General features: G+C 69.6%; 29 protein-coding genes and 1 tRNA gene. 24 read left to right on the top strand and 6 right to left on the bottom strand.

Annotated elements, in window-relative coordinates; translation table 11 throughout:
- Positions 1-87: 87 nt before the first annotated feature.
- The 5 genes from AB0M93_RS42215 to AB0M93_RS42235 form a co-directional block, all read right to left on the bottom strand.
- Positions 88-993 (bottom strand): SGNH/GDSL hydrolase family protein, encoded by a 906-nt coding sequence (locus AB0M93_RS42215; protein WP_364285292.1) that lies wholly within the window; start codon positions 991-993, stop codon positions 88-90.
- Positions 994-1,028: 35 nt separating this feature from the next.
- Positions 1,029-1,457, bottom strand: coding sequence for a hypothetical protein (locus AB0M93_RS42220; RefSeq protein WP_364285294.1), 429 nt, complete (start codon positions 1,455-1,457; stop codon positions 1,029-1,031).
- Between the two features lie 45 nt (positions 1,458-1,502).
- Complete coding sequence (locus AB0M93_RS42225) at positions 1,503-1,985, bottom strand: hypothetical protein (protein ID WP_364285296.1); 483 nt, start codon at positions 1,983-1,985, stop codon at positions 1,503-1,505.
- A complete protein-coding gene (locus AB0M93_RS42230) occupies positions 1,982-2,332 on the bottom strand; it encodes a GntR family transcriptional regulator (RefSeq protein ID WP_364285298.1) in 351 nt (116 codons plus the stop codon). Before AB0M93_RS42230 ends, AB0M93_RS42225 begins: the two co-directional genes overlap by 4 nt.
- A 61-nt stretch (positions 2,333-2,393) precedes the next feature.
- Positions 2,394-3,314 (bottom strand): TIGR03619 family F420-dependent LLM class oxidoreductase, encoded by a 921-nt coding sequence (locus AB0M93_RS42235; protein ID WP_364285300.1) that lies wholly within the window; start codon positions 3,312-3,314, stop codon positions 2,394-2,396.
- 205 nt (positions 3,315-3,519) lie between these two features.
- On the opposite strand from AB0M93_RS42235, the gene AB0M93_RS42240 reads away from it, so the two are divergent.
- From AB0M93_RS42240 to AB0M93_RS42265, 6 genes are all read left to right on the top strand, one after another.
- A tRNA-Trp gene (locus tag AB0M93_RS42240) sits at positions 3,520-3,592 on the top strand.
- Positions 3,593-3,618: 26 nt separating this feature from the next.
- Complete coding sequence (gene secE / locus AB0M93_RS42245; RefSeq protein ID WP_364285302.1) at positions 3,619-4,059, top strand: preprotein translocase subunit SecE; 441 nt, start codon at positions 3,619-3,621, stop codon at positions 4,057-4,059.
- 73 nt (positions 4,060-4,132) lie between these two features.
- Complete coding sequence (nusG, locus tag AB0M93_RS42250) at positions 4,133-4,993, top strand: transcription termination/antitermination protein NusG (protein WP_364285304.1); 861 nt, start codon at positions 4,133-4,135, stop codon at positions 4,991-4,993.
- A 74-nt stretch (positions 4,994-5,067) separates the two neighbouring features.
- On the top strand, positions 5,068-5,505 hold the full coding sequence (gene rplK / locus AB0M93_RS42255; protein ID WP_043781763.1) for a 50S ribosomal protein L11: 438 nt from the start codon (positions 5,068-5,070) through the stop codon (positions 5,503-5,505).
- A 202-nt stretch (positions 5,506-5,707) separates the two neighbouring features.
- A complete protein-coding gene (rplA, locus tag AB0M93_RS42260; protein WP_086842353.1) occupies positions 5,708-6,427 on the top strand; it encodes a 50S ribosomal protein L1 in 720 nt (239 codons plus the stop codon).
- A 70-nt stretch (positions 6,428-6,497) separates the two neighbouring features.
- Positions 6,498-7,271: an alpha/beta hydrolase gene (locus tag AB0M93_RS42265; protein ID WP_364285306.1), complete on the top strand. Its 774-nt coding sequence runs from the start codon at positions 6,498-6,500 to the stop codon at positions 7,269-7,271.
- Here AB0M93_RS42265 and AB0M93_RS42270 read toward each other — a convergent pair.
- Positions 7,268-8,236, bottom strand: a complete 969-nt coding sequence (locus tag AB0M93_RS42270; RefSeq protein WP_364285308.1) for a hypothetical protein — start codon at positions 8,234-8,236, stop codon at positions 7,268-7,270. The two genes, AB0M93_RS42265 and AB0M93_RS42270, sit on opposite strands and share 4 nt — an antisense overlap.
- Before the next feature lie 306 nt (positions 8,237-8,542).
- Between AB0M93_RS42270 and rplJ the strand changes: the two genes are divergently transcribed.
- The 18 genes from rplJ to AB0M93_RS42360 all read left to right on the top strand — a co-directional run bounded on the left by rplJ (position 8,543) and on the right by AB0M93_RS42360 (position 24,907).
- Positions 8,543-9,097 (top strand): 50S ribosomal protein L10, encoded by a 555-nt coding sequence (gene rplJ / locus AB0M93_RS42275; RefSeq protein ID WP_364285310.1) that lies wholly within the window; start codon positions 8,543-8,545, stop codon positions 9,095-9,097.
- Between the two features lie 48 nt (positions 9,098-9,145).
- On the top strand, positions 9,146-9,532 hold the full coding sequence (rplL, locus tag AB0M93_RS42280; protein ID WP_308675396.1) for a 50S ribosomal protein L7/L12: 387 nt from the start codon (positions 9,146-9,148) through the stop codon (positions 9,530-9,532).
- Positions 9,533-9,645: 113 nt separating this feature from the next.
- Positions 9,646-9,789 (top strand): hypothetical protein, encoded by a 144-nt coding sequence (locus AB0M93_RS42285; RefSeq protein WP_364285312.1) that lies wholly within the window; start codon positions 9,646-9,648, stop codon positions 9,787-9,789.
- Between the two features lie 287 nt (positions 9,790-10,076).
- Positions 10,077-11,258, top strand: coding sequence for an ABC transporter ATP-binding protein (locus AB0M93_RS42290; protein WP_364285314.1), 1,182 nt, complete (start codon positions 10,077-10,079; stop codon positions 11,256-11,258).
- Between the two features lie 38 nt (positions 11,259-11,296).
- Positions 11,297-12,049, top strand: a complete 753-nt coding sequence (locus tag AB0M93_RS42295) for an ABC transporter permease (protein ID WP_013222532.1) — start codon at positions 11,297-11,299, stop codon at positions 12,047-12,049.
- 4 nt (positions 12,050-12,053) lie between these two features.
- Entirely contained in the window at positions 12,054-12,890 is an 837-nt protein-coding gene (locus tag AB0M93_RS42300; RefSeq protein WP_103351766.1) for an ABC transporter permease, read from the top strand.
- Positions 12,887-14,212: an MCE family protein gene (locus AB0M93_RS42305; RefSeq protein WP_364285316.1), complete on the top strand. Its 1,326-nt coding sequence runs from the start codon at positions 12,887-12,889 to the stop codon at positions 14,210-14,212. The genes AB0M93_RS42300 and AB0M93_RS42305 overlap by 4 nt, the downstream gene beginning before the upstream one ends.
- Positions 14,209-15,237 carry an MCE family protein gene (locus tag AB0M93_RS42310; protein WP_364285318.1) on the top strand — a complete coding sequence of 343 codons (1,029 nt, stop codon included), beginning with the start codon at positions 14,209-14,211 and terminating at the stop codon, positions 15,235-15,237. Before AB0M93_RS42305 ends, AB0M93_RS42310 begins: the two co-directional genes overlap by 4 nt.
- On the top strand, positions 15,234-16,220 hold the full coding sequence (locus AB0M93_RS42315) for an MCE family protein (protein ID WP_364285320.1): 987 nt from the start codon (positions 15,234-15,236) through the stop codon (positions 16,218-16,220). Before AB0M93_RS42310 ends, AB0M93_RS42315 begins: the two co-directional genes overlap by 4 nt.
- The gene (locus AB0M93_RS42320) at positions 16,217-17,401 is read left to right on the top strand and encodes an MCE family protein (RefSeq protein ID WP_364285322.1); all 1,185 of its coding nucleotides are present in this window, start codon (positions 16,217-16,219) and stop codon (positions 17,399-17,401) included. Before AB0M93_RS42315 ends, AB0M93_RS42320 begins: the two co-directional genes overlap by 4 nt.
- Positions 17,398-18,570: an MCE family protein gene (locus AB0M93_RS42325; RefSeq protein WP_364285324.1), complete on the top strand. Its 1,173-nt coding sequence runs from the start codon at positions 17,398-17,400 to the stop codon at positions 18,568-18,570. The genes AB0M93_RS42320 and AB0M93_RS42325 overlap by 4 nt, the downstream gene beginning before the upstream one ends.
- Positions 18,570-19,835: an MlaD family protein gene (locus tag AB0M93_RS42330; protein ID WP_364285326.1), complete on the top strand. Its 1,266-nt coding sequence runs from the start codon at positions 18,570-18,572 to the stop codon at positions 19,833-19,835. The genes AB0M93_RS42325 and AB0M93_RS42330 overlap by 1 nt, the downstream gene beginning before the upstream one ends.
- Positions 19,836-19,871: 36 nt before the next feature.
- Positions 19,872-20,441, top strand: coding sequence for a hypothetical protein (locus tag AB0M93_RS42335; protein ID WP_364285328.1), 570 nt, complete (start codon positions 19,872-19,874; stop codon positions 20,439-20,441).
- Positions 20,442-20,523: 82 nt separating this feature from the next.
- Entirely contained in the window at positions 20,524-21,465 is a 942-nt protein-coding gene (locus tag AB0M93_RS42340; RefSeq protein WP_364285348.1) for a hypothetical protein, read from the top strand.
- Between the two features lie 62 nt (positions 21,466-21,527).
- Positions 21,528-22,520, top strand: a complete 993-nt coding sequence (locus AB0M93_RS42345; protein ID WP_364285330.1) for a Gfo/Idh/MocA family oxidoreductase — start codon at positions 21,528-21,530, stop codon at positions 22,518-22,520.
- Complete coding sequence (locus tag AB0M93_RS42350) at positions 22,517-23,290, top strand: Gfo/Idh/MocA family oxidoreductase (protein WP_364285332.1); 774 nt, start codon at positions 22,517-22,519, stop codon at positions 23,288-23,290. Before AB0M93_RS42345 ends, AB0M93_RS42350 begins: the two co-directional genes overlap by 4 nt.
- 187 nt (positions 23,291-23,477) lie before the next feature.
- A complete protein-coding gene (locus AB0M93_RS42355; protein ID WP_364285334.1) occupies positions 23,478-23,684 on the top strand; it encodes a DUF5988 family protein in 207 nt (68 codons plus the stop codon).
- 32 nt (positions 23,685-23,716) lie between these two features.
- Positions 23,717-24,907 (top strand): cytochrome P450, encoded by a 1,191-nt coding sequence (locus AB0M93_RS42360; protein ID WP_364285336.1) that lies wholly within the window; start codon positions 23,717-23,719, stop codon positions 24,905-24,907.
- Positions 24,908-24,947 lie beyond the last annotated feature (40 nt).

Genomic DNA, 24,947 nt, shown 5'->3' on the forward strand with positions numbered 1-24,947 from the left:
GGCGCGTGGCCGGGGCAGGCGGTTTTTGTTTTTATATGTAATATTACACACCCCCCCACCCCCCCCCCCCCGGCTGCGGCAGACCGGCTACGGCAGCTTCAACACCGCCACCACGGCGTCGGCCATGCCCTGCTCGCCCCGCGCGTTCGGGTGCAGCGGCGCGGCCGGCGACGCCGGCAGCAGGCCCTCCACCCACCGCTTGTCCGACGCCGAGCACACGTCGTGGCCCTTCCCCGGCGTCGCCGTGTCCGCGTAGCCCGCGCGGTGGGCGTCCGCCTGGTCCTCGAGCATCTTGTTCAGCTTCTCCAGCGCGCCGCGGAAGTACGCGATGTCGCCCGCGCCGAACGGCAACGCCGGCCAGCAGCCGTCGCCGTCCGGCAGGACCGTCGGGTAGCCGACGACCACCACCTTCGCCTTCGGGGCCTTCGTGTGGATCCGGTCGAGGAGCGCGCCGACCTTCGGGGCCGTCGCGTCGATCCGCTCGGCCAGCTGGTCGTGGCCGCCCGCGGTCAGGCGGTCCTTGCACGGTGACGCGTTCGGGTGCGTCGTCGCGCAGCCGGACGCGTACGAGAAGAACCCCACGTCGTTGCCGCCGATGCCGAGCGTGACCAGCGTCGTGTCGGCGTCGACGGCGTCCAGCTGGGGCGGGTTCGTGCCGTCGCCCGTCTTCTGGGCCGCCGTCATGTTCGCCGTCGTCGCGCCGCCGCAGCTGACGTCGGCGAACTGCGCCGGCTTCAGCTTCGCCGAGACCAGGTGCGGGTAGTTGTCGTCCGAGCGCTCGCAGCCCGCCGGCGTGCCGGCTTGGCCGCCGGTGCGCGGCGAAGACGTGTACGAATCGCCGAGAGCGACGTAGCGGCCGGTGCCGCCGCCGGTGTCCGCGCCGCCTGGGGGCGCCGACGACGAGCCGTGCTGCCACTTGTAGTACCCGTAGATCAGCAAGCCGACCACGAGCACGACCACCAGGCAGCCGCCGCCACCGCTCTTCTTCGCCACTTCTTCGTTTCTACCGAAACCGGTCCCGCGGCGAGCTAGGCAATCCGGGTGACGCGCTGCGCGATCAGGTCGTTGACCAGTCCGGCGCCGGTTTCCGGGTCGTCGACGCTCACCAGCACCGTCCGGCCGTTCGCCAGCGCCAGCGCCAGCGCCGGGCCGCCGCGGACCTTGTACGCCGTCGTGCCGGTGACCGGGTCGAAGCGCAGGCCGAGGCCGCCGTCGCGCAACGTCGCCAGCTCGCGGGTGGTGGCTTCGTGGATGTCCGCCAGCGCGATGTGCCGCCACGGGAAGCCGAGGAGGCCGAAGCGGATCGTCACGCCCTTGGCGTCCACGGCCGCCTTCACCCGGTACGTCAGCGCGGTGACCGCGGCGCCGACGAAGGCGATCCAGACGGCCGTCGGCGCCGGGAGCCCGGCGGGCAGGAAGGCGATCGCCAGCGGGATCAGCGCCAGCGCCCAGAGCATCGCCGGGTTCGCCGCCCGGCCCGACCAGAACGCGCGCTGCCCCGGCTAGAGCCCGACGCTCGGCCGGGGCGCCCGGTCTTCGACGACCGGCGCCGGGAAGCCGCCGGCGAACCCCGCCGCGACGCCGGCGGCGACCGTGCCGAGCAGGAAGAACAGGACGACGGCGCCGCTGCGGGCCGCGTGCCAGTCCGGCACGTCGAGGTTCGGCACGAGCACCGACAGCAGGACGGCGGGCGGGAGGACGGCGAACCCGGCGCCCATCCCGACGCTCAGCCGCGGCAACGGCCGGCCGCGGCGCAACGCGGTCAACGCCGTCGTGGTGATCATGACGGTGACGACGGCGCCGAGCGCCAGGCACACCCCGGCGAACAGGCCCAGCGGGGTGGCGCCGTCCGGCGCCCCGTGCCAGTGCGTCGCCACGGGGTCGGGCAGCCGGCCCGCCCACGCGTGCGCGAGCGCGGCCGCGACGGCCAGCGCGGCACCCGGCAGGACGGTCGTCGCGGCGAGGACCCGGATCAGCTTGCTCATGTGTACTTCTCCTTCAGCACCCCGGTGAGCTCGTCGAGGCCGACGCCCGTGCGCTTGGCCTCGCGGACCAGCTCCGCGACCAGTTCGGCGAGCCGCGCCCGGGACGGCGCGCCGCCGAGGACGACGGCACCACGCCGTCGCCGCAGATCGATCAGGCCCTCGTCGCGAAGCAGCGCGTACGCCCGCAGCACGGTGTGGACGTTGATCTCCAGCGCCGACGCCAGCTCGCGGGCGGGCGGCAGCTGCTCGCCAGGGGCCGGGCGGCCGTCGGCGAGGGTGCGGCGCAGCGACGCCGCCACCTGCTCGAAGAGCGGCACGGCCGAGCTGGGGTCGATCCGGACCAACATAGTTCTAACTATAATAGAACTATTCGGCGACAGGAGTGACTTGCGTCACTTCCTTGCTCGATCAGTCCGCGACGAGCTCCACCGCGAGTTCCAGTGCGTGGTCGACGTCCTTGGCGACGTAGTGCAGGTCGAGGAGGACCTCCGTGATGCCCTCCTCGCGCGCGACGTCCAGGCAGGGCGGGACGTCGGCGACCGTGTCGACACCGGTGCCCGGCCGCGGGTTGATCCGCAGCACCCGGCGCAGCTCGCCCGGGTCGCGGCCGGCCTCCTCCGCCGCTTCGAGCGCGACGGACCAGAGGCCGTTCAGGTACTGCTTCGGCATCCAGCCGGCCAGCCAGCCGTCCGCGCGACGGCCCACTCGGGCCAGCGCCGGCGGCGAAAACCCGCCGAGCAGCACCGGCGGCCGCGGCTTCTGCGCCGGGCGCAGGCCCACCGTCGACGGCGCGATCCGCCACTGCGGGCCCTCGTGTTCCGCCGGGTCGCCGGTCCACAACGCGTCCAGCGCGTCGAGCAGCTCTTCGAGCCGCTTGCCCCGGTCCGCCCACGGCACGCCGGTGGCGAAGTACTCCTCGCGCAGCCAGCCGAGCCCGAAGCCGACGTCGAGCCGTCCCGAACTGGCGAGGTCGAGCGAGGTCAGGGCCCTGGCGAGGAGCACCGGGGAATAGACCGGGCCGGTCAGCGCGCTCGTCCCGAGGCGGACCGTGCTCGTGACCGCGGCCGCCGCGGCCAGGGTCGTGAACGGGTCGGCGAACGTCTCGAACTCGGCGGGGTACGGGTGCTCCTGCGTCCCGCCGCCCGGGTAGAGGTCCGACGGCGTGAGCGGCGCCAGGATGCGGTCGCCCACCCACAGCGACGCGTAGCCGAGCTCCTCGGCGGCGGTCGCGAAGCGCGGCACGGCGGCCGGGTCGGCGAGGGGACCGTACTGGGGGAGCGCGAGCCCGAGGCGCATCGGAGCCCCCGCCGGACGGGGGGTGGTCGTCATGGCCGACATCCTGGCATGATCAGGAGGTCGGCGGGGAGTTTTCCGCAGGCCGGCCGGGGTGCGGTGGTCGATCGGGGGGCGCGGTTGCGGGCTCCCGCGAGGCTTGCCGTAGACTTCGGGACTTGGAACGCACTACGGTCATCCCCGCCTGGATGGTGGGGATGATGGAATGCGTCCTCCGGGGCTCCGAGAGATCGGGCTCCACAGGGGTGTAGCTCAATTGGCAGAGCAGCGGTCTCCAAAACCGCAGGTTGCAGGTTCAAGTCCTGTCACCCCTGCGTAACGGAACTGGTGGAGCGGAGGAGTGGTCGTGAGCGACAGCGACGCCAGCGGCGGCGAGCAGGAGCAGGACGGCACCGGGCAGAAGCCCGAGAGCCCGTCCCGTCCCGTCACAGCTGCCGCCCGGCGTGAGCGCCGTGCGACCGCTCGCCCGGCGGGGAAGTCCGCGGCACGTGCGGACGACAAGACCCGCCCGGTCGGCAAGGCGGGCGAGAAGACCGCCGCCGACGCCAAGGGCGCGCCGACTCCCAAGCGGGACCAAAAGCCGAAGAAGGCCTCCGTGTTCGCGCGGCTGGTGCGCTTCATCCGCGAAGTCTGGGCGGAGCTGCGCAAGGTCATCTGGCCCAACCGCAAGCAGATGGTCACCTACACCGTGGTCGTGCTGGCCTTCGTGGTCTTCATGGTGGGCCTGGTGAGCGTGCTCGACCTGGCATTCAAGTGGGGCATCGGCAAGATCTTCGGCTGACGCGCCTCCGGCGCGCGCCGATGGGGGCCCAGGTCCCGGCCTGGCCCGCAATGATCAACTGAGAGGACGGAACGTGACCTCCGACAACGGCACATCAGCCGGTCACGACCTGACCGAGCTTTCCGACGAGCAGGTGCACGCGGCACTCGGTGACGAGGAGTCCGCGCACCTCGAGCCCGTCGACGTGTCGGACTCCGAGGTCGACGACGCTTCTGACGCCGCCGACGCTTCTGACGACGCTGACGCCTCCGTCGAGGAGGACGGCGACGACGTGGCCGTGGCCGACGAGGACGCCGAGCCCGCCGCGGACGACGAGGACCCGGTCGCCAAGCTGCGCTCCGAGCTGCTCGCCGCGCCCGGCGAGTGGTACGTCGTGCACTCCTACGCCGGGTACGAGAACAAGGTGAAGACCAACCTCGAGACCCGGACCCAGACCCTGGACGTCGAGGACTACATCTTCCAGATCGAGGTCCCGACCGAAGAGGTCACCGAGATCAAGAACGGCCAGCGCAAGCAGGTGCAGCGCAAGGTGCTGCCCGGCTACATCCTGGTCCGGATGGACCTGAACGACGCCTCGTGGAGCGCGGTGCGCAACACGCCGGGTGTCACCGGGTTCGTCGGCGCGACCTCACGGCCGTCGCCGCTGACCGTGGACGAGGTGCTGAAGTTCCTCGCCCCGAAGGTCGAGAGCGAAGCCCCCGCGAAGGCGGGCAAGGGCGAGTCCACCGCGACCGCGGCCCCGCTGGGCGGCCCGGCCGTCGAGGTCGACTTCGAGATCGGCGAATCGGTCACGGTCATGGACGGCCCGTTCGCGACGCTGCCGGCGACGATCTCCGAGGTCAACGTCGACGGGCAGAAGCTGAAGGTCCTGGTGTCGATCTTCGGCCGGGAGACCCCGGTCGAGCTGTCGTTCACCCAGGTCTCCAAGATCTGACGGCCGCCCGTTCGGCCGCAGTCCCCGTGTCCACGGCAGGTACGCGGGGAACGTAGTACAGGACAGGAAAAGAAATGCCACCCAAGAAGAAGAAGCTTGCGGCGATCATCAAGCTGCAGATCAAGGCGGGTGCGGCCAACCCCGCGCCGCCGGTCGGCCCCGCGCTGGGTCAGCACGGCGTCAACATCATGGAGTTCTGCAAGGCCTACAACGCCGCGACCGAGTCGCAGCGCGGGGACGTCGTCCCGGTCGAGATCTCCGTGTACGAGGACCGGTCGTTCGACTTCAAGCTGAAGACGCCGCCGGCCGCGAAGCTGCTGCTGAAGGCCGCGGGCGTGGAGAAGGGCTCCGGCGAGCCGCACAAGACCAAGGTCGCCAAGGTCACCTGGGACCAGGTCCGCGAGATCGCCAAGACCAAGGAGACCGACCTCAACGCCCACGACATCGACCAGGCCGCGAAGATCATCGCCGGCACTGCCCGGTCGATGGGCATCACGGTCGTCGACGCCTAAGGTCTGCAGCGACCGCGAGATCGCGCCGGTTTCTGACCGAGCGATTTCGATCGGCCCCCAGGGCCGAGCGAAATCGGGCGGGCAGGAAGCGGCTTGAGGGCGATCTCGCCGCCTCGACGGAGTCGAGGCAGACAACACCGTGGGAGAGCCAAGTGCTGGCTCTGGCACCACACTGATCCGTTTTTGAAGTAAGGACAGAAGCATGACCAAGCACAGCAAGGCATACCGCCAGGCTGCGGAGCTCATCGACAAGGCGCGCCTGTACGCGCCGCTCGAGGCCGCGAAGCTGGCGAAGGAGACCTCCAAGACCAAGATGGACGCGACCGTCGAGGTCGCGATGCGTCTCGGTGTGGACCCCCGCAAGGCCGACCAGATGGTCCGCGGCACCGTGAACCTGCCGCACGGCACCGGTAAGACCGCCCGCGTCATCGTCTTCGCCGTCGGCGACAAGGCCGCCGAGGCCGAAGCCGCCGGCGCGGACGCGGTCGGCACCGACGAACTGATCGAGCGCATCCAGGGTGGCTGGCTCGACTTCGACGCCGCGATCGCGACGCCGGACCAGATGGCCAAGGTGGGCCGCATCGCCCGCATCCTCGGCCCGCGTGGCCTGATGCCGAACCCGAAGACCGGCACGGTGACCCCCGCGGTCGAGAAGGCCGTGAAGGACATCAAGGGCGGCAAGATCAACTTCCGCGTCGACAAGCAGGCCAACCTGCACCTGGTGATCGGCAAGGCTTCCTTCGACACGGAGAAGCTGGTCGAGAACTACGCGGCGGCGCTGGACGAGATCCTCCGCGCGAAGCCGTCGTCGGCGAAGGGCCGCTACCTCAAGAAGGTCACCTTCACCACCACGATGGGCCCGGGCATCCCGGTCGACCCGCTGCGGACCCGCAACCTCCTCTCCGAGGAAGCTGCAGTCTGAGTCTGAGATCACCAGAAAGGGCGTCCCCGCGAGCTGCGGGGGCGCCCTTTCTTCGTGTCTGATGGATGGCATGCCGACTTTCGCGTCGTTCGACGGCCTCCGGTTGAACTACACGGTGTGGGAGGGCGAGGGCGCCCACCGCCCGGTGCTGCTGCAGCACGGTTTCGCCGCCGACACGAACGCGAACTGGATATCCACGGGCGTCGTCGCGGCCCTGCGGTCGGCGGGCTTCACGGTGATTTCCCTGGACGCACGCGGCCACGGCCGTTCCGAAAAGCCGCACGACGAGTCCCGCTACACCGAGGACAGCATGGCCCGGGACGTCTCCGCCCTGCTCGACGAGCTCGGCCTGGACGAGGTCTCGATGGTGGGCTACTCGATGGGCGCGATCATCGCCCTCACGGTGACGGCGGCGGACAAGCGCATCCGCTGCCTGGCCACGGGCGGCGTGGGCTCGGGCATCGTCGACTTCGGCGGCGTCGACCTGCGGGTGGTGAAGCCGGCGGACATCGCCTCGGCGCTGCTGGCGGAGGACCCGGCGTTGGTCCCGCCGTCGGGAGTGCCGTTCCGGCTGCTGGCCGACGCGGTGGGCGGCGACCGCCGGGCGCTGGCGGCGGTGGCACTGGCGTCGCGGGAGGGACGGATGGACCTGTCGTCGATCGGGGTCCCGACGCTGATCCTGGCGGGCGAGCAGGACCAGCTGGCGGCAGAGCCGGAGCGCCTGGCGGCGGCGATCGCGGGAGCAAGGCTGGTGCGCATCCCGGGCGACCACATGACGGCGGTGATGTCACCGGCGTTCGCGGAGGCCCTGGTGTCCTTCCTGGCGGCGCCGCACCCGCGCTAGCGGCTGCTCGGCGTCGGCAGCGGGCAGGGCGTCGGCTCGTTGGTGTGCTCGACGATCAGCCACTGGCCCTTCGGCACCTTCGCCACGGTGAACGCGCCGAGCGCGGGGCCGCCTTCGATGCCGAACTGGCACGAGCTGATCGTGAACCGGTCGCCCGGATAGGGCTCCGAAACGCTCGACGGCATCGATTCGGCGTACTTGTTCTTGTTGGTGACCTTGCGGTTCAGCTCCTGCACCGCGACCTGACAGTCCGCGTAGCCCAGGTCCTGGGCGAACTTCTGCTGGATCGGCTCGTCCATCCGCCCGCACGCCTGCGGGACGAGGTTCTGCGCGATGGCGTCGTAGACCTCGCGGACGGCTTCGTACGGGCTGGTCGAGAGGATGTGGTTCGTCTGGTACTTCCCGCCCCCCTCCTGGGCGAGCTGGGCGGAGGACTTGCCCGAGTCGTTCGGGAAGAAGTGGTTGTACAGCCAGGTGCCCGCGACACCGAGGATCACCAGCGCCAACACCCAGGCGAGGACCTTCTTGCCGAGCCAGGTGACCCACTTCGGCGCGCGACGGCGTTCGGCGGGCACCAGTTGGTAGCCCGGCGGGATCATCGGCGGCTGGCTGCCCTGCTGCGGTACCGGCTGGGACGGCGGCGCCTGGACCACGCCCGCGTTCGGTGGGGGTGCCGGCTGGTTGCCCTGCTGGGCCTGGGTGAAGCGCAGGTAGTCCTGGAACTGCTGGAACTGGCGGAACTGCTCCAGCTGCGCCGGGTCGACCGGTGGCTGAGCGGACGGCTGGGGGAGCGCCGGAACTGAGGCGTTGCTCGGCTGGGGGAGTGCCGGAACGGGAGCGTTGCTCGGCTGCGGCAGCGCCGGCGAGCCTGGGCCGGGCGCCGGAGTGCCGGGCCCTGTGGGCGCGTTGGGGCCCGCGGGTTCGATGTCCGAGCCCGGCTTTCCGTCATCGCGCTGCTCCGCCACGTCACCATGATGCCCTCCCGGGCCCTCCGTGGAACCCCCAGGCGCCCTAAACGCAGGTCAGGACCGGCCCCCGGGCAATCCTCGACAACGCGTCGCGTACACTCGATACCGGTTCTACCGAAGACCGCTGGTTTTCCCCGCGAGGGGAACGAAGGTCCCGCATCACGCCGGGCGCCCGCGCAGGAGGAACGAGGCCGGGCACCCAGGTGCCCAACTACGCCCCGCGCCTGTCTGCGCGAGGGCGTTTCGTCGTTTCGGGGCTCCTCGAAAGCCAGTGGAAACACTAGCCAAGAGAGGAGGCGACCCATGGCGAAGCCCGACAAGGTGGCGGCCGTCGCCGAGATCGCGGAGAGTTTCCGCACCAGCTCGGCCACCGTCGTTACCCAGTACACCGGCCTCTCCGTGTCCCAGCTGTCCCAGCTGCGCCGCGCTCTCGGCACCAGTGCCAAGTACCGGGTCGCGAAGAACACCCTCGTCAAGCGGGCGGCCGAGGACGCCGGTGTGCAGGGTCTCGAAGACCTGTTCGTCGGTGCCACCGCCATCGCCTTCGTCGAGGGTGAAGCGGTCGACGCCGCCAAGGCGCTTCGCGACTTCGCGAAGGACAACAACGCGCTTGTGATCAAGGGCGGCTACATGGACGGCAAAGCGCTGTCCGTGGACGAGATCAACCGGATCGCCGATCTCGACAGCCGTGAGGTCCTGCTCGCCAAGGCGGCGGGCGCGTTCAAGGCGAAGCTTTCCCAGGCCGCCGCGCTGTTCCAGGCGCCGGCGTCCCAGGTCGCCCGCCTGGCTGCCGCGCTGGAGGAGAAGCAGCGCGAAGCCGCCGGTACCGAAGCAGCCGAAGCACCCGCCGAGAGCTGAACCACCCCACCCCGAACGTCTAGTTCGTTTTTCTGAGAGGAAGCCATCATGGCGAAGCTGAGCACCGCCGAGCTGATCGACGCCTTCAAGGAGCTGACCCTCCTCGAGCTGTCCGAGTTCGTGAAGGAGTTCGAGGAGACCTTCGACGTCACCGCCGCCGCGCCGGTCGCCGTTGCCGCCGCCGGCCCGGCCGGTGCCGCTGCCGAGGCCCCCGAGGAGCAGGACGAGTTCGACGTCGTCCTCGAGGGCGCCGGCGACAAGAAGATCCAGGTCATCAAGGTCGTCCGCGAGGTCGTCTCGGGCCTGGGCCTGAAGGAGGCCAAGGAGCTGGTCGAGGCCGCTCCCAAGGCCCTCCTGGAGAAGGTCGACAAGGAGGCCGCCGAGGCCGCCAAGGAGAAGCTCGAGGCCGCGGGCGCCAAGATCACCATCAAGTGATCCCGGGCGCGTCAGCGCCTGCGCACCACCTCGTGACGGGGCGGGCATCCACCAGGATGCCCGCCCCGTCCCTTTTGCCCGGGTGTTGCGCGCGCGGCCCCGGCAGCGACTCGATGACCATGACCGACCCCGAACACCTCGAGCTCCTCGTCCGCCGGCTGACCGACCGCGAGCCGCGGCTCGCCCTCTCCCTGGCGGCCGTGGTCGCTCCCGTGGTGTTCCTCCTGGTCGTCGCCGCCATCGCCGTCATCCCCTAGGGCCGGTGTCCGAATAGCCCCGGGTCCCTAAACCGCGGGTCCGGGGCCCGCGAACCCTGCGCTGTTGCCCCGTTTGGGCTACCGTGCTGCGCATTGGCGATCACGGCGGGGTGACGATGAGCCCGGGGCTGGCCAGAAAAGAAAACTGGTGAGTAACCTGTTCGCACTCAGCTCGTTGCACCTGGTTGACGCGGGTTCGTGGGCGCCACCGGCCCACATCCGCCGCCGGCGTGGGTGGCAGGGTGTGGCAGCGGGCGCAATGACGCGGAACAGCTCCTGGAGGTGCGATGGGTGCCGAGGTGGTCATCGAAGGTCTGACGAAGTCCTTCGGTAAGCAGACCATCTGGCGGGACGTCACGTTGACGCTCCCCCCGGGCGAAGTGTCGGCCATGCTCGGCCCGTCAGGGACCGGCAAGTCGGTCTTCCTCAAGTCGATGATCGGGCTGCTCAAGCCCGACCGCGGTCGCTGCGTGATCAACGGTGTCGACATCGTCACCTGCTCCGAGCACAAGCTGTACGAGATCCGGAAGCTCTTCGGCGTCCTCTTCCAGGACGGCGCCCTGTTCGGCTCGATGAACCTCTACGACAACGTCGCCTTCCCGCTGCGCGAGCACACGAAGAAGTCCGAGACGGAAATCCGCCGGATCGTCCTCGAGAAGCTCGACATGACCGGTCTGAACGGCGCCGACAAGAAGCTGCCGGGCGAGATCTCCGGCGGGATGCGCAAGCGCGCCGGCCTCGCCCGCGCCCTGGTGCTGGACCCCGAGATCATCCTCGTCGACGAGCCGGACTCGGGCCTCGACCCGGTCCGCACCACCTACATCTCGCAGCTGTTCCTCGACGTCAACGCCCAGATCGACGCGACCTTCCTGATCGTCACGCACAACATCAACCTGGCCCGCACGGTCCCGGACAACCTGGGCATGCTCTTCCGCAAGGAACTGGTCATGTTCGGCCCGCGCGAGGTGCTGCTGACCAGCGAGGAGCCGGTCGTCAAGCAGTTCCTCAACGGCAAGATGCAGGGCCCGATCGGCATGTCCGAGGAGAAGGACTCCGCCCAGATGGCCGCCGAGCAGGCAATGTTCGACGCCGGCCACCATGCGGGCGGCGTCGAGGACATCAGCGGGGTGCCGCCGCAGATGCAGACGACGCCGGGCGTGGCGACCCGGATGGGCGCGATCCGCCGCAAGGACCGGGTCATGGAGATCATGCACCGGCTGCCGCCGGCCGCCCAGGAGAGCATCATCGAGTCGCTGAGCCCCGAAGAGCAGCGCCACTACGGCGTGCGGCCGCACCGCGGGCAGCCGCAGCAGGTCCCGGCCGGGATGCGGCCGCCGGGTGACGGCGTGCCGAACCAGCACCACGGCCAGTTGCCCGCCGACCAGGTCGCCCGGATCCCCGGCGGCGGCCAGCCGCCCAGAACCGGCACGCACCGGATGCCACCGAACAACGGGCCAGGTGGCCGGTGAGCTCTCCCGCAACACAGGCGAAGATCCCCGGGATCGGCATGCTCCGCGAGACCGGGAACCTGTTCGCTCTCGGCCTGGACATCGTCCGCGGCCTGTTCCAGCGGCCCTTCCAGCTGCGGGAGTTCATCCAGCAGTCCTGGTTCATCGCGAGCGTGACCATCCTGCCGACGGCCCTGGTGGCCATCCCGTTCGGCGCGGTCATCTCGCTGCAGTTCGGCTCGCTCGCCCGCCAGCTGGGCGCGCAGTCCTACACCGGCGCGGGCTCCGTGCTCGCCACCGTGCAGCAGGCCAGCCCGCTGGTCACCGCGCTGCTGGTGGCGGGCGCGGGCGGCTCCGCCGTCTGCGCCGACATCGGCGCCCGGACCATCCGCGAAGAGATCGCCGCGATGGAGGTGCTCGGCGTCTCCGCGGTCCAGCGGCTGATCGTGCCGCGCACCCTCGCGATGATGCTGGTCGCGCTCCTGCTCAACGGCATGGTCAGCGTCATCGGCGTCCTCGGCGGCTACTTCTTCAACGTCGTGCTGCAGGGCGGGACGCCGGGTGCGTACCTGGCGAGCTTCTCCGCCCTCGCGCAGCTGCCCGACCTGTGGGTCGGTGAGCTCAAGGCGCTGATCTTCGGGTTCATCGCCGCCGTCGTCGCGTCCTACCGGGGCCTCAACCCCTCCGGCGGCCCGAAGGGCGTCGGGGACGCGGTGAACCAGTCGGTGGTCATCACGTTCCTGCTGCTGTTCGTCGTGAACTTCGTGATCACCCTGATCTACCTGCAGATCGTGCCCGGAAAGCTGGACTAGCGCCATGACGTTCCTCCAGGGCGCGAAACGCGTCGCCAACCGTCCGTTGCAGACGCTGGACACCCTCGGTGACCAGATGTCGTTCTACGGCCGCGCACTGCTGTGGACGCCGCGGACGCTGCGCCGCTACACCAAGGAAGTCCTCCGGCTGCTGGCCGAAGTCAGCTTCGGCTCCGGCTCGCTGGCGGTCATCGGCGGCACGGTCGGCGTGATGGTCGGCCTGACGCTGTTCACCGGTGTCCTCGTCGGCCTCCAGGGCTACTCGGCGCTGAACTCGATCGGGACGTCGGCCTTCACCGGCTTCCTGACCGCGTTCTTCAACACCCGCGAGATCGCGCCGCTGGTCGCCGGGCTCGCGCTGAGCGCCACGGTCGGCGCCGGGTTCACCGCCCAGCTGGGCGCCATGCGGATCTCCGAGGAGATCGACGCGCTCGAAGTCATGGGCGTGCCGAGCCTGCCGTACCTGGTCACAACCCGGATCATCGCCGGGTTCGTCGCGGTCATCCCGCTCTACATCATCGGCCTGCTCAGTTCCTATCTGGCATCACGACTGGTCGTCATCTACATCTACGGCCAGTCAGCGGGCACGTACGACCACTACTTCGACCTGTTCCTGCCACCGCAGGACGTGCTCTATTCGTTCATCAAGGTGCTGTTGTTCAGCGTCCTGATCATCCTGTCGCACTGCTACTTCGGGTACCGGGCGACCGGTGGCCCGGCGGGTGTCGGCGTCGCGGTCGGCAAGGCGGTGCGGCTGTCCATCGTCACGGTGTCGATCATGAACTTCTTCATCGGGTTCGCCATCTGGGGAACCGACGTCACGGTAAGGATCGCGGGATGAGGACGCTCCGACGCAGGCTGCTCGGCCTGCTGCTCATCGCCGTGATGGTCGGCGGGGTGGCGCTGTCCATCGCGCTCTACGACAAGGCGTTCACGCCCGTCGTCACGGTCAAGCTGCAGGCCGACAAGATCGGCAACCAGCTGATCAAGCAGTCCGACGTCAAGGTGCGCGGGCTGATCGTCGGCTCGGTGCAGGACATCGTCGCCACCGACCACGGCGCCGAACTGACGCTGGCGTTGCAGCCGGAGTCGGCGAAGCTCATCCCGGCGAACGTTTCGGCGCGGTTCCTGCCGAAGACGCTCTTCGGCGAGCGGTTCGTTTCGCTGGAGATCCCGAAGGACCCGTCGGCGAAGCCCCTGGCCAACGGGGACGTCATCCCGCAGGACCGCACGTCGAGCGCGGTCGAGCTGGAGCAGGCGTTCTCCCACCTGATGCCGGTGCTGCAGGCGGTGCAGCCGCAGAAGCTGTCGGCGACGCTCACCGCGATCTCGACGGCGCTGCAGGGCCGCGGCAACCAGCTCGGCGACACGCTCTCGCAGCTGGGCACCTACATCGGCGAGCTGAACCCGCACGAGCCCGAGCTGCAGCACAACCTGAAGGCGCTCGCGGAATTCTCCGACCACCTGAAGGACGCGGCGCCGGACCTGGTGCAGAGCCTGGACAACCTGAGCACGACGACCCGGACCGTGGTCGACGAGCGGCAGCACCTCAGCGACCTCTACGGCAGCCTCACGCAGGCGTCGGTGGACCTCCAGACGTTCCTGCAGAACAACAAGGACAACATCATCTCCCTCGTCGACACCGCCCGGCCGACGGCCGAGCTGCTGGCGAAGTACGCGCCGGAGTACCCCTGCGTGATCTCCCAGATGGCGAAGAACGTGCCGTTGATCGACCAGGCGCTGGGCGCCGGCACCAACCAGCCCGGCCTGCACGCCACGATCGAGATCATCGTGCCGCGCGCGCCCTACCAGGCGGGCAAGGAAGAGCCGCGGTTCGAGGACAAGCGCGGCCCGCGCTGCTACGACATCAAGGACATTCCGAAGCCGTTCCCGTCCGAACCGCCGGACGGCGCGTTCAAGGACGGCACGCTGCACCAGGCCGCGCCGAAGAGCGTCGGCGAGGGCCTCAACCCGGCCAAGTTCAAGGCCGACGCGGCCGGCAACGGCGGCAGCGGTGGTGATCTGGCGTATTCGACGGCGGAGCAGGGCTTCCTGGCCGACCTGCTCGGCCCGCAGCTGGGCATGAACGCCGCCGACGTCCCGGGCTGGAGCTCGCTGCTCGTCGGCCCGCTGTACCGGGGTGCGGAGGTGACGGTCAAGTGAGGGGCCTGCTCGCGCCGCTGATCAAGCTCGGCATCTTCGTGGTGGTCACCGTGCTGTTCACGACGATCCTCGGGATCAGCATCGCCAACATCAACACCACCAGCACCAACGCCTACAACGCGCGGTTCACCGACGCGACGCTGCTGCTGCCCAACGACGACGTCCGCATCGCCGGCGTCCGGGTCGGGCAGGTCAAGGACGTCAAGATCGTCGACAAGCGGCAGGCCGAGGTCGAGTTCGAAGTGGACGCCGGGCGGACGCTGCCGGCCGGGGTGACCGCGCAGATCAAGTTCCGCAACCTGGTCGGCCAGCGGTACGTCTCGCTCGGCGAGGGCGACGACAGCTCCGGCAAGACGCTCCCGCCCGGCGGCACCATCCCGCTGGAGCGGACCACGCCGGCGCTGGACCTGACCGAGCTGTTCAACGGCTTCAAGCCGCTGTTCACCGCGCTCAACCCCGAGGACGTCAACAAGCTGTCCTACGAGGTCATCCAGGTCCTGCAGGGCGAGGGCGGCACCGTGGAAAGCCTGCTGTCGCACACGGCGTCGCTGGCCACCACGATCGCCGACAAGGACCAGGTGATCGGCGAGGTCATCGACAACCTCAACTCGGTGCTCGACACGGTCAACGCGCACACCCCGCAGCTCAACGACCTGATCGTGAAGCTGCAGCAGCTGGTGTCCGGGCTGGCCGCCGACCGCAAGCCGATCGGCGACGCGATCGAAAGCCTCGGCAACCTGGCCCAGACGACCTCCGGGCTGCTCGGCGAGGTCCGCGAGCCGCTGAAGAACGACATCAGCGCGCTCGGGAACCTGACGCAGCAGCTCAACAAGAACGAGCCGGAGCTGGAGCACTTCATCCAGTTCCTGCCGACCAAGGTGAGCACGCTGACCCGCACCGCGGACTACGGCTCCTGGTTCAACTTCTACGCCTGCGAGTTCTCCGGGAGCGTGAGCTTGCCGCCACTGATCAACGACGTCGCCCTGCCCCTGATTCCGGTGAACCGGGCGAGGTGCCAGGGATGAAGTCCTTCCAGAAGCGCAACCCCGTGCCGATCGCGCTGGTCGGGATCGTCGTGCTGGCGCTCGCCTTCACCGCCGCGCTGAACTCCGAAGACCTGCCGGTGATCGGCGGCGGCACCACCTACAGCGCCGAGTTCAGCGAGGCTTCCGGGCTGCAGAAGGACAACGACGTCCGGATCGCCGGCGTCAAGGTCGGCAAGGTCAGCGACATCGAGCTCGACGGCGCGTCGGTGAAGGTGTCGTTCAAGGTCAAGGACGCCTGGCTGGGCGACCGGACCAGCGCCGCGATCAAGATCAAGACGCTGCTCGGGCAGAAGTACCTTTCGCTGGACCCGCAGGGCGAGAAGGCGCTGAACCCCGGTACCGGCATCCCGCGCGACCGCACGATGGCGCCCTACGACGTGCTCGACGCCTTCCGCGGGCTGTCCCAGACCGTCGACAACATCGACACCAAGCAGCTGGCGCAGAGCTTCGACACGATCTCGCAGACCTTCGCCAACACGCCGCAGGACGTGAAGGGCGCGCTGTCGGGGCTGTCGAAGCTGTCGGACACGATCGCCTCGCGCGACCAGCAGCTGTCGAACCTGCTCGCCAACACCCGCGAGGTGTCGCAGACGCTGGTCGACCGCGACGCCGAGGTGCAGAAGCTGCTCGACGACGGCAACGACCTGCTCGCCGAGCTGGCCAAGCGCGAGGACGCGATCACCGCGCTGCTGAACGGCTCCCGCGAACTCGCGACGCAGCTGCAGGGCCTGATCGACGACAACGGCAAGCAGCTGGACCCGGTGCTCACCCAGCTCGACCAGCTGACGTCGATGCTGCAGCGCAACCAGGACTCGCTGGCCGAGGGGCTCAAGAAGTTCGCGCCCTTCATCCGCGTCTTCACCAACACCATCGGCAACGGCCGCTGGTTCGACAACTACATCTGCGGCCTGCTGCTGCCGTCGTTCGGCCCGATCAACGAAGAGGGGTGCTACACGAAATGAGTGACACCCGTCTGGGCGCGGCCCTGACCCGGGGCTTCACCATCGCGGTCGTGCTCGCGCTCGTCGTCGCCGGTGGCATCTGGTGGACCCTCAAGGACGCCGGCCGCAACCACCTGACCGCGTACTTCGCCGGCGCCGTCGGCCTGTACGAAGGCAACAGCGTGCGGATGCTCGGCGTCGACATGGGCACGGTCACCAAGATCACGCCGATGGGCAACCAGGTGAAGGTCGACTTCGAGTACGACCGCTCGGTCGCCGTCCCCGCGGACGCGAAGGCGCTCATCGTGGCGCCGTCGCTGGTGTCCGACCGGTACGTCCAGCTCGCCCCGGCCTACACCGGCGGCCCGCGGATCTCCGACGGCGCAGTCATCGGCCTCGACCGCACCGAGGTGCCGCTGGAAGTCGACCAGCTGGCGGCGAGCCTGGCCCGGGTCAGCGAGACCCTCGGCCCGAACGGCGCCAACAAGAGCGGGTCGCTGTCGAACCTGCTGAACACCGCGGCGGCCAACGTCGACGGCAACGGCCAGGCCCTGCACGACACGATCACCAAGCTCGGCCAGGCGGCCGGGACGCTGGCCGGCAACAAGGACGACCTGTTCACCACCGTCCAGAACCTCGGGAAGTTCTCGCAGACGCTGGCCGACTCCGACAAGCAGGTCCGCAGCTTCGAGAGCCAGCTCGCCGACGTCAGCGGCTACCTGGCGTCCGAAAAGGACAACCTGGCCGCGACCGTGCAGCAGCTGGGCACCACGCTCACCTCGGTGCAGACGTTCATCGACGCCAACCACGACCGGCTCAAGTCCAATGTGGACAAGCTGGCCGGGATCACCAAGGTGCTCGTCGACCAGCGCAGCTCGCTCGCCGAGATCCTGGACGTCGCCCCGGTCGGCCTGAGCAACCTGGTCAACACCTACAACGGCGCGTCCGGCACGCTCGACGCCCGGCCAAACCTCAACGAGCTGACCCAGCCGCCGCTGGTGATGATCTGCCGGCTGCTCAAGCAGGTCGGCACCAAGGGCATCCCGGACGTGCTCGGCAACGCCTGCGAGAACATCGCCGCCGTGGTCGACAAGGTGATCCCGCTGCCGTCCGTGGCGCAGACCGTGCAGGCCCTGCAGTCCGGTCAGCTGCCGCCGCTCCCGCTGCCCATCGCCGGGCAGCTCTACGGAGGTGGCCAATGAAGAAGCTCCTGACCGCAGGCGTCCTCGCAACGGCGTCCGCGCTGACGCTGTCCGGCTGCGCCTTCAAGGGCATCTACGACCTGCCGCTGCCCGGCGGCGCCGACCTCGGCGACCACCCGTACACGGTGAACGTCGAGTTCCGGGACGTGACCGACCTGACCCCGCAGGCCGGGGTGAAGGTCGACGAGGTGCCGGTCGGCCGGGTCGAGAACGTCGGCCTCACCAAGGACGGCTGGCACGCGCTGGTCACCCTCAAGGTCAACGGCGGCATCAAGCTGCCGGCCAACGCGATCGCCAACGTCAAGCAGTCGAGCCTGCTCGGCGAGAAGTACGTCGAGCTGGCTTCGCCCGGCACCGACCAGGCCCAGGGCAAGCTCGCCGACAACGCGACCATCCCGCTGGCCCGGACGAACCGCAGCGTCGAGGTCGAAGAGCTGCTCGGCGCGTTGTCGCTGCTGCTCAACGGCGGTGGCGTCGACCAGCTCAACACCATCACCAAGGAGCTCAACAACGCCACGTCCGGCCGCGAGCCGGACATCAAGGCGCTGCTGGACAACGCGAACCAGCTGGTGACGAACCTCGACAAGCAGTCGCAGAACATCACCCGCGCGATCGACGGGCTGAACCGGCTGTCCTCCACGCTGAACGACCAGAAGGACAAGCTGGTCGGCGCGGTCGACAACCTCGGGCCCGGGCTCGGCGTGCTGGAGCAGCAGCGGGGTCAGCTGGTCACGATGCTGCAGGCGCTGGACAACCTCTCCGGCGTCGCCACCGACACGGTCAACAAGTCGCAGAAGGACCTCGTCGCCGACCTGAAGGCGCTGACGCCGACGCTGCAGAAGCTCGGCGAGGCGGGCAACGACCTGCCGAAGGCGCTGCAGCTCCTGCTGACGTTCCCGTTCAGCGACCAGGCCGTCAACGGCGTCAAGGGCGACTACTTCAACCTGTACGCGAAGGTGGACCTGAACCTGAAGACCATCGTCGACAACCTGGGCAACAGCCGGCAGAACGCCCTGTCCGGGCAGCTGCCGCTGGCCGGGCTGACCGGCGGTGTCCAGGGCACGCCGGCCAACCAGCCACCGCCGCTGCCGATCCCGGGCGCCGGGCAGCAGTCGTCGAAGCCGGGCCTCGGCAACCTCTTCGGGCTCCTCTCGGGAGGTGCGGGCTGATGCTGATCCGCCGGACGAAGATCCAGCTGGTGGCCTTCGCGGTCATCTCCGTCGTCGCGATCGTGTACGCGCTCATCCGGTTCGCCGGGCTCGGCAGCGTGTTCGGCAACGACGGCTACACGGTGAAACTGCAGCTCAACGAATCGGGCGGCATCTTCACCAACGCCGAGGTCACCTACCGCGGCTACAACATCGGCCGGGTCGGCGAAATGCGGCTCACCCCGACCGGGCTCGAGGCCGACCTGAACATCGACCCGTCGGCGCCGAAGGTGCCCGCGGACCTCGACGCCGTCGTCGCCAACCGGTCGGCGGTCGGCGAGCAGTACGTCGACCTCAAGCCGAAGGCCGACCAGGGCCCGTACCTGGCGGCCGGCTCGGTCATCCCGGCGAACAAGACGACCACCCCGGTCAGCACCGACCGGCTGATCGGCGACCTCGACTCGCTCGCCGCGTCGGTCCCGGTCGACTCGCTGCGCACGGTCGTCGACGAGTCCTACGACGCCTTCCGCGGCACCGGCGGCGACCTGCAGAAGCTGCTGGACACCGCGCGCAGCTTCACCACCACCGCGCAGCAGTACCTGCCGCAGACGATCCAGCTGCTGGACGCCGGCGGCCAGGTGCTCGACACGCAGAACGACGAGGCGAAGAACTTCGCGTCGTTCAGCAAGAGCCTCAACGAGCTCACCGGCACCCTGAAGAACTCCGACGGCGACCTGCGCAAGCTGATCGGCATCACGCCGCAGGTGGCCGCGCAGGTCAGCCAGGTGCTGAAGGAGTCGGGCCCCGGCCTGGGCGCGCTGACGGCGAACCTGCTCACCACGGCCAACCTGACCGTCACCCGGCTCGACGGGATCGAGCAGGGCCTGGTCACCTACCCGGCGCTGGCCGGCGCGGCGAGCAGCGTCGCCCCCGGCGACGGCACCGCGCACCTCGGCCTGGTGCTCAACCTGTTCAACCCGCCGTCCTGCACGAAGGGGTACCTGCCGTACTCGCAGTACCGCGCCGGCAACGACCTCTCGGCGAAGCCGGCGAAGGAAGACGCGTACTGTGCCGAACCGAAGGGCAGCCCGATCAACGTCCGCGGGGCGCAGAACGCGCCGTACGGCGGGGTGCCGGTCGCGCCGTCGGACAGCGACGTCTCGGCCAACGCGAACCGGCCGGCCCAGGAGCTGGCCGAGGAACGGAACACCCGGGGCGTTCCGGGCATCGTCGGCAGCCCCGGCGTCAGCCTGAACAGCCTGGGCTCGCTGCTCGGCCTGTCCTGACGTGGATTTGATGACCGTTACCTACCCTGGAGTGTCATGAGCACCGACGAGCCGGCCACGGAGGCTTCGGAGTCTTCGGAGACGCCTGCGAAGGACTCCTCGCGGATCCTGGTGCTCGGCGCCGGAGCCCTGGCGCTGGCCGCCCTGATCGCCGCGGCGTTCTTCGGCATCCAGTGGTGGGCGGCGGCGGCCGACGACAACGCCGGCCTGGCGGCCTCCCGCGAGGCCGTCGTCAAGGCGGGCACCAATGCGTTGAAGGCCTACACCGAGGTCGACTACAACGACCTCGACGGCTTCTTCGCCCGGCAGAAGGCCGTGTCGGACGACAAGATGGCGCAGCAGATCGACCAGTCCGCGCCGACGTTCCGCAAGGCGCTCACGGACGCCAAGACGAAGGTCACCACCGACGTCCAGGACATCGCCGTCGAGGAGCTGGACGACCACGAAGGCAAGGCCAGCTTCCTCGCCGCCATCGCCACCACCGTCACCCAGGGCGACAAGAGCAGCGCGAAGCCGCTGCGTCTCGAAGTGTCGATGACCCGGGTGGGCGAGGATTGGAAGCTGTCCGGCATCGACAGCGTCCCGCTTGTCGCGGCCGGCCAGTAGCGTCACCCAGAAGGAGCCAGTAGTGCCCCCCTCCCGCCGTCAGCCGCCTCGCAGCACCCCGACGCCGTCGCGGCGTCCCCGCGTGGCCGGGCTGCGCAAGCCTTCGACGGACGAGTCCGCCGCCGAGCGGACCGGCCAGCTGCCCGCCGTCCCCGCCGAACCGCGCAAGCCGCGCCCCCGGCCGGCACCGCGTCCGGTGCCGCGGCCGGTCGACGAGCCGGCGTCCGGGGAGCTCGACACTTCGCCGGCCGAAGACACGCAGGTGTTCGCGGCGGTCGAGACCGAGGAGCCGCAGGTCGACGCGCTCACGGGCGAGCCGTCGGCCGACGAGGAGGAGGCGCCTTCGCGGCCGGTGCCGCGGCGGAAGGTGCGGGACACCGGGATCGCGAAGCCGACGGCGGAATCCGAGGTCCCGGTCACGGATTCGGCTTCGCCGGACGAGCCGGCGGCGCCGAAGGTGCAGCGGACGTACCTGGTCGCGGGCGCGCTGGTGCTGGTCGCGGTGATCCTGGGCGGGCTGGCGTTCTGGTTTCACACCAAGGAATCCGAGATCTCGTCGGCGACGAGCAACACGGCCCTGCTGGACGTCGCGAAGACGGCGCAGGTCAAGGACGCGGTGTCGAAGGCGGCCGAGGCGCTGTTCTCCTACGACTTCAACAACATCAAGAAGACCGAGGACGCGGCGAACGACCTGCTCGCCAACGACGACGTCAAGAACAAGTACAACTCGCTGATGGGCGAGGTGAAGCGGCTGGCCCCGCAGCAGAAGATGATCGTGACGTGCAAGGTGACGCGCGCGGCGGTGATCATGCTGAACGGCGACCTGGCGAAGGTGATGGTCTTCGTCGACCAGACCTCGACCCGCACGGACACGAAGAAGACCACCGCGGGCACCGCGCAGCTCCACCTGAACGCCCAGCTGCAGGGCGACAAGTGGAAGATCACGGACATGGACACCTACAACGCGCCGAAGGTGCCCGCGGCGCCGTCGTCGGCTCCGGCTTCACCGGCACCGTCCAAGTAGGGTTTTCCGAACTACCCACGTTGGTTATGGCTCCTGCCCGCGGTGTGGGCGAGTCTCGGTACGTGAAGACGTTGCGGCAGCTCGAGGTGGCTCTGATCGGTGCGGGGCTCATCGCCCGGCTGCACTTGGAAGCGTGGCTCGGCACCGGGGCCGCCGTGCGGGTCTTCTCCGACGACGGCCGCAGCGACGAGCTGGCGGAGGAGTTCGGGGCCACCGCGGCCGGGTCGCTGGCCGAGGCGCTGGACGGGGCCGACGCCGTCGACATCTGCACCCCGACCGGCAGTCACCACCAGATCGCCATGACCGCCATCGCCGCCGGTGTCGGCGTCGTGTGCGAGAAGCCGCTGACCGCGGACGCCGACGAGGCCGCCGAGATCGTGGCCGCGGCCAAGGCGGCCGGCGTCCGGCTCTATCCCGCCCACGACGTGCGGTTCGCCGCTCCCTACGCGCGGCTGCACGAGCTCGTCGCGAGCGGGCGGCTCGGGGAAGTCGCCCTCGGGCGGTTCTCCTTCTCCGCCTACCACCCGCGGCCGTGGACCGGGCACGCCTCCGCTCGTTCGGGTGGCATCCTCACCGACCAGTTCCTGCACGGCGCCGACCTCGCCCACTGGGTCTTCGGGGACGTCGTCCGCGTGCACGCCTGCTACCAGGGCGACATCGCCACGCCCGCGCCGGAAGGCGCCGTCGCCGCCGGGACCGTCGTGCTCACCCACGCGAGCGGGGCCATCAGCCAGGTCGTCAGCCGGTGGACCGCCACGCCGAAGCCACCCGTGCGGGTCACCTACCACGTCACCGGGACGCGCGGGACGGTCAGTTACGACTCCGAATGGCCTCAGGAGGTCCGGGTCGTCGACGGCGAAACCACGAACTTCGGCTACTACGGGCCGTCGGTGTTCGCCACCGAAATGCGCGAGTTCGCCACCGCCTTCGCGGGCGGCCCCGAGCCGCGGATCGGCGCGAAGGACGCGCTGGCCGCCGTCCGGATCACCCAGGCCGCCGCCGAGTCCGCGTGGACCGGGCGGGCCGTCGAACTTCCGGTGGAGGGAGCAGCGTGAAGGTCGCCATCCTCTCGGCCACGCCCGAGGTCTACGCCGAGGGCCTGCGCGGCCGGCCGGACGTCGAAGTCGTGGCCACGGCGGGCTGGGACGCGTTCGAGCCGGTCCTGCGGGCGGCCGAGGCGGGCGCCCGCGTGCTGTGCGAATACCCCTCCGCCGTCAAGGAAACCGACCTGAAGGCCGTGGTCGACGCCGGCGGCGACCGGCTCACGTTCGCGTCCCCGGCCTGCCACGGGGAGGCGTTCGCCGTGGTGCGCAAGGGAATCGCGGACGGCGGCATCGGCGAGCTCACGACGATCCTCGGGTCGCTGGACACGAGTGCGGACGGCGGGGTGCTGGGTGCCGCCGCGCCCCACCTGCTCGACCTCGCGGACGCCGTCCTCGGTGGCGAGCCCGCGCAGCAGGTGTACGCCCAGACCAACTCCGTCCTCGGTGGACAGAGCGCGGAAAGCGCGGCGGTGCTCACCGTCCGGTACCGGAGCGGGCAGGTCGCTTCGTTCGACCTCCGCCGGGACCCGGCCGGGACAGGCCGGCCCACCGTCACCCTCATCGGGGACAAGGCGAGCGTGCAGTACGACGCCGGCCCGAAGCTGCTCGACGGCGTCGACGACGCCCTCGGTGGCGAGGACCTGCTTTCCCTGCTGTTGAGGGACTTCCTGAGCGAAGGCGACGCACCGGCACCGAACGGCGAGGCTGCGCTGCGGACGTTCCGGATCATCCAGGCGGCCTACGAATCAGCGCAGACCGGGCAGCCGGTCGACCTGGCCTGACGGCGGGTCCACGGGGGCTTCTTTCCTTTTCCGGGGAAGGAAGTCCCCGTTTTCGTGCGCCCGTGAAGGGGTCTGAACCGCTCTACCAGAGTGAGGGATGCCGCCCGGTGGTGGCTCGCCTAGCCTGAATCGAGAATGCAGGGACCGGTCTGTGCTGGGAGAACCGGCGAAACAGGTGGAGGCCGCGATGAATGTTACGCAGGTGAAAATCGCGTTGAGCGGTGGGCCGGCCGAACTGGCGGCGACGGAACGCAGTGTCCAGGCGTCCGCGCTGGACCGCACGCTCAAGATCCGCCACGGTGCCGGCTACGAGCACTTCGTGCACGGTGGGGAATTCCAGGCCGGCGACATCGCGGTCTTCCGGTGGTCGCACCGCACGAAAATCGCCGAATAGCACTCCTGACCCGTCCCTGGAGAAAGGTTTCCATGACCGAGGCAATTTCCTTCGAGGGGCCGTGGGCGCGAATCGACAAGTTCGACCCGCCCGCGATATTCGACACCCTCCGCGAAGAACGGCCGCTGGCGAAGATGGTTTATCCGGACGGGCACGTCGGCTGGATCGTTTCCAGCTACGAGCTGGTGCGTGAAGTGCTTAGCGACCCGCGGTTCAGCCACAGCTGCGAGGTCGGCCACTTCCCGGTGACGCACCAGGGTCAGGTGATCCCGACCCACCCGCTGATCCCCGGGATGTTCATCCACATGGACCCCCCGGAGCACACCCGCTACCGCAAGCTGCTGACCGGTGAGTTCACCGTCCGCCGCACGAGCCGGTTGATCCCGCGCGTCGAGGCCGTGGCCGCCGAGCAGATCGAGGTCATGCGTGCGCACGGGGCACCCGCGGACCTGGTGACCGACTTCGCCAAGCCGCTCGTGCTGCGGATGCTGGGCGAGCTGGTCGGCCTGCCCTACGCCGAACGCGACCGGTACGTGCCCGCGGTGACCCTCCTGCACGACGCGGAAGCGGACCCGGTCGAGGCGGCGGAGGCCTACGCGCAGGCCCAGGCGTTCTTCGACGAGGTCATCGAGCGGCGGCGCCAGGAACCCCAGGACGACCTGATCAGCTCGCTCGTCGACGAGGACCTGACCCTGGAGGAGCTGCGCAACATCGTCACCCTGCTGCTGTTCGCGGGGTACGAGACCACCGAGGGCGCGCTGTCCGTCGGCACCTTCGCGCTGCTGCACCACCAGGACCAGCTGGCGAAGCTGCGCGCGGAGCCGGCCAAGCTCGACGCCGCGATCGAGGAACTCCTCCGCTACATCACCGTCAACCAGTACCACACCTACCGCACCGCGCTGGAGGACCTGAAACTCGACGGCGAGCTGATCAAGAAGGGCGACACGGTGACGGTGTCGCTGCCCGCCGCCAACCGCGACCCTGCCAAGTTCGGCTGTCCCGCGGAGCTGGACATCGAGCGCGACACCTCCGGGCACGTCGCCTTCGGGTTCGGCATCCACCAGTGCCTCGGCCAGAACCTCGCGCGCATCGAACTCCGCGCCGGCTTCACGGCGCTGCTGCGGGCGTTCCCGGACCTGCGCCTGGCCGTCCCGGCCGACGAGGTTCCGCTGCGGCTGAAGGGTTCCGTCTTCTCGGTGGAGAAGCTCCCGCTCGCCTGGTGAGCGTTCTTCCCCTCCGAATGTCCGAAAGGATCTGCGGCAC

Source organism: Amycolatopsis sp. NPDC051102 (genome assembly GCF_040682815.1).
Taxonomy (GTDB): Bacteria; Actinomycetota; Actinomycetes; order Mycobacteriales; family Pseudonocardiaceae; genus Amycolatopsis.